The sequence below is a fragment of the Rhodococcus jostii NBRC 16295 genome (assembly GCF_001894825.1).
In the GTDB taxonomy this organism is placed as follows: Bacteria; Actinomycetota; Actinomycetes; order Mycobacteriales; family Mycobacteriaceae; genus Rhodococcus_F; species Rhodococcus_F jostii.
The window spans coordinates 1-3,549 of the sequence record NZ_BCWY01000195.1 but is presented as its reverse complement, the minus strand read 5'-3'; the positions used below and the strand labels follow the sequence as shown (position 1 = coordinate 3,549).

General features: G+C 65.8%; 7 protein-coding genes. 5 read left to right on the top strand and 2 right to left on the bottom strand.

Translation table 11 applies throughout. The features are described 5' to 3' along the window. The 3 genes from RJ1_RS44595 to RJ1_RS48630 all read left to right on the top strand — a co-directional run. On the top strand, positions 1-373 hold a 373-nt coding region (locus tag RJ1_RS44595; RefSeq protein WP_276526516.1), incomplete at its 5' end, for a malic enzyme-like NAD(P)-binding protein. Positions 374-819: 446 nt separating this feature from the next. Then, entirely contained in the window at positions 820-1,281 is a 462-nt protein-coding gene (locus RJ1_RS48635; RefSeq protein WP_240319540.1) for a hypothetical protein, read from the top strand. Beyond that, positions 1,257-1,553: a hypothetical protein gene (locus RJ1_RS48630; protein WP_240319541.1), complete on the top strand. Its 297-nt coding sequence runs from the start codon at positions 1,257-1,259 to the stop codon at positions 1,551-1,553. The genes RJ1_RS48635 and RJ1_RS48630 overlap by 25 nt, the downstream gene beginning before the upstream one ends. A gap of 146 nt (positions 1,554-1,699) precedes the next feature. Here RJ1_RS48630 and RJ1_RS44585 read toward each other — a convergent pair whose 3' ends face one another. Further along, positions 1,700-2,182 (bottom strand): GNAT family N-acetyltransferase, encoded by a 483-nt coding sequence (locus RJ1_RS44585; protein WP_073371116.1) that lies wholly within the window; start codon positions 2,180-2,182, stop codon positions 1,700-1,702. 63 nt (positions 2,183-2,245) lie between these two features. After that, positions 2,246-2,449 (bottom strand): SDR family oxidoreductase, encoded by a 204-nt coding sequence (locus RJ1_RS46585; RefSeq protein WP_240319542.1) that lies wholly within the window; start codon positions 2,447-2,449, stop codon positions 2,246-2,248. Positions 2,450-2,676: 227 nt separating this feature from the next. Here RJ1_RS46585 and RJ1_RS44575 point away from each other — a divergent pair, with 227 nt between their 5' ends. Together RJ1_RS44575 and RJ1_RS44570 are read left to right on the top strand one after the other, a co-directional pair. Then, positions 2,677-2,994 (top strand): hypothetical protein, encoded by a 318-nt coding sequence (locus RJ1_RS44575; RefSeq protein ID WP_073371110.1) that lies wholly within the window; start codon positions 2,677-2,679, stop codon positions 2,992-2,994. Between the two features lie 71 nt (positions 2,995-3,065). After that, positions 3,066-3,296, top strand: coding sequence for a hypothetical protein (locus tag RJ1_RS44570; protein WP_073371107.1), 231 nt, complete (start codon positions 3,066-3,068; stop codon positions 3,294-3,296). Positions 3,297-3,549 lie beyond the last annotated feature (253 nt).

Here is a 3,549-nt window from a genome sequence, read left to right as displayed (position 1 = left end):
CACCGTCCCGGAGGAGCTGATCGCCACCATGGCGGAGAACTCGATCGTGTTCGCGTTGTCGAACCCGGACCCGGAGATTCATCCCGACGTCGCCCGCAAGCATGCGGCGATCGTGGCCACCGGACGCTCGGATTTCCCGAACCAGATCAACAATGTGCTGGCCTTCCCCGGTGTGTTCCGTGGTGCGCTCGATGCCGGTGCCCGCCGGATCACCGAAGGTATGAAACTTGCCGCCGCCGAGGCAATCCTCTCGGTCGTCGGTGACGAGTTGGCTGTAGACAAGATCGTTCCCAGCCCGCTCGATCCTCGCGTCGCCCCCGCTGTTGCGGAGGCAGTCGCCGCCGCTGCTCGTGCAGAAGGCGTCACCGGCTAGCGAGAATCCACCCGAACACCCCGGACCGGAACCCGCACCCACGGTTCCGTTCCGGGGTGCTCGCGGTCGGTTGCCCGCTCATCTCCAAGTCGTATCACTGATGGCGTCGAGGCTGGTTCAGGAAAGACGAGATTGTTAAAATCATTGCCGCACAGTCTCATAGAATCCTTAGTTGGCATAATATCCGTTATCGGCGCTTTGAAAATGCGCTTCTGGCAGCGCATTTGGCGCTTAATCTGTGCGGGTCCGCGCGCGGATTACCCGCTACGCGGCTGGGCTTTCGATCACCCCAGCGGACCCGGTATCGAATCGATTGACCATCGATTCGATACCCGCCGCGCGAGGTGAAGCTTCGCGGCTGCCGGGATGGTCGGCGTTGAGCATCATGATGCGCGATAGTGGCAGGGGGTCGGACTTGGGCCGCCCGATGGAGGAGAGGACTTCCTGTGTCACTGTCGCTGGCCGCGTTGGCGGACCTGGCCGAGGAGGAGGGCCGGTGCACCGTCGATCTGTTTTCGCCGCGGGTGCGGTTCCGGAGCGTGGGTCTCAGCGATCTCGACGCGTGCCTGGACTGGTTCGCCGAACTGACCATGACGGTGGACATCGACGACGCCGACGACGTGGTCGTCGGCTCACTCGACTTCACGTTGATCCGCCTCGGCACCGAGGATCCGATCGCTCTGTGCCTGGACCAGTTCGACGGCGATCACGAGATGCTGGCCGGGTTGTTCGACGGCAATCAACTCGCCGAGCAGGTCGAGGAACAGTACGAGACCCTGGCCGTCATCACCGAGGTGGTCCTGATCCCGAATATCGCGTTCGTCACCGAACCGCTGCGGGCCACGATCTGGGGGCGTGGCTGGTGGCCGAGACGGTTCATCGGATGCTGCCGACCGGGATCGTGCTGATGTGGCCGTACCCGGTGCTGTCCGACCCTGATCCGGATGTGGATCCCGCACAGATCACGGCCCTCGACAGTGCCATCAGCCGGCTGTCCGACCATTTCCAATCGTGCGGACTGACACCGGTCGAGTCGGCGCCGTGGGCGCTAGGAATGTCGACCGCCTTCGAGGCTCTTCCTGCGGCACGGTCGCGACTCGGTGCGGTCTGGACCACCAAGGTGTCGCTCTCGCTCGATCAGCTCCGGGCCGCCTCCCCGCCACCGGCACCGGACGAGTAGGGGAAAGCGAGCAACACTCCGCCCGACACACGAGAACGCCATTCTCGGAGTGCCGGTATGTCCAAGGCCAAAACGGACCCTGGTGACCGCAGAAGGGCGCTCAGCCCGCTTCGCCTACGCGGCCGGGCTGAGCGGGGCGGGCTCGCCTACGCGGGCTCGAGGTCGCGCTCGAACTCGATTTCATCCCGAAGCGGGATCTTGTAGTAGCCCACGTCGGGGATGTCCGGCTTCAGGGTCCGTCTCGCCTGGTCCACTGCGCCGCATCGAACGGCGGACAGGCGGAAGCCGCGCCGCTGGTAGAACTGCATCGAGTCGAGGTTGTCGTTCGTCGTGACCAACCACAGTCGCGAACAGCCTTGTGCACGGGCGACTTCGGCGATGCGTTCGATGAGTGCCGTGCCTACGCCGCCCCATTGGCCGGATGCGCGCATGTTCATGATTTCGCAGTTCGTGCCGTCGATGTCGTAGATCAGCACCCCGACCGTCTCGTCGTCGGTCGATGCGATCAGGGCCGGGCGGTCGCGTGCGTCGACCAACTCGCCGCGCCGGGCGATCTGGGTGGTGTGCTGCGCCTGGAGGAATGACGTCAGGCGTGGCTCTCCTGCGGGTACCTCATAGATGTCGACCATCGTCCCTATTTTCCTCGCCCCACCGAGGCTGGACCAGGGTGGATCTGTTGGGTTGGGTCACGATCACATGTCCATGCCGCCGTTGAACTGTCCGGTGATGTCGGAGGAGGCGTCGGCGGCCAGGAGGTGCACGACCCGTGCGACCTCCTCGGGCCGTCCCGCCCGGCCGGCGGGGATCTGTGCGGTGATCCGGGGGGCGAGGACCTTCTCGGGGATCGCCGCGGTCATCTCGGTGGTGATCAGGCCCCGTTCGGGGGCACCGGACACTGAGACACCGGAGAGGATCGGCGAGAGGGGCACGTTGGGCGTCGGCGTCGGGGCTCGACTGTGGGCTGATCGCCCGTGACAGTGCGGCATTACGAGAACGCCCGAACGGGTTTCCTCGGTGAGCTCATCCATCGGGCAGAAGTCGTAGATGTGCGGGCCGAGTTGCCCAGGGTCTGCGAGACCGCACGGAAACCTCACCGCGGCCGCCGCGAAGTGAGGGGGCGAGCGTGAACGTGCTCACGCTGGTCATTCAGGTGGTCGTCGGTGTACTGACGGTGTCGGGAAGCTACGTCGCGGCCCGTCGGGGTGCGCGGGAAACAGAGGTCCGCTCGCGGCGTGAGGAGTGGTGGCGCCGATTCATCTGGGCCGCTGAGGCGCGCAGCGACGCGGACGCAGCGCGGCGGCAGGCGGGGGAAGCGGTGCTGGACCACCTGTACGACAGCGAACTGGCCGGCGCCGGTGAGAGGGACATTCTGCTCCGCGTCCAGTGGGCAGCCCAGGAAGCCGAGCGGATGCGGCAGCGGGGGTCGACTCCACCGGAGTGAGCGATCATCATGGGACACTGAGTGCAGATCCACGACCGAGGCCCGGGGAACGTCCGCGCAGGGAGACCGCAATGTCCAACAGCGAACTGCACACCATCACCGTCGAGGTTGACGAGGTGGGGGCTCTCCATGCAGCCCATCGAGCGGCCGAGCTCAAGGCATGGGATGACGTTCGCGCAGCGGGCGGGAACGATGTGACCGACCTGCGCCTGGTGTCGATCGACCGGAGCCCGGAAAAACCCGGGAAGATCCTGGTCACCGCCACGTACTCCAGTGTCCACGGCGGTCTGCGGGCGAGTTGACACGAGCAGGGTGAGGCACAGCATTCGAGGCCGGTCGCCGACGGCGTACAGCTCGTCGAACCGGGCCCTCGGCTGGCGGCCAGCTTCTGACGCACAGATCCGTGAGACACCGATCGCGGCAGCGAACCGTGTGGGGGATCGGCTACGTGCGGCAGGGTCGCTATCGCCTGTCCTGTTGGATCGCTACTGTGCCAGGTGTGAGGGAACCGGTGCTGGATCGGCACGTCGACGTTGCACAGCTGTGGCGACTGGC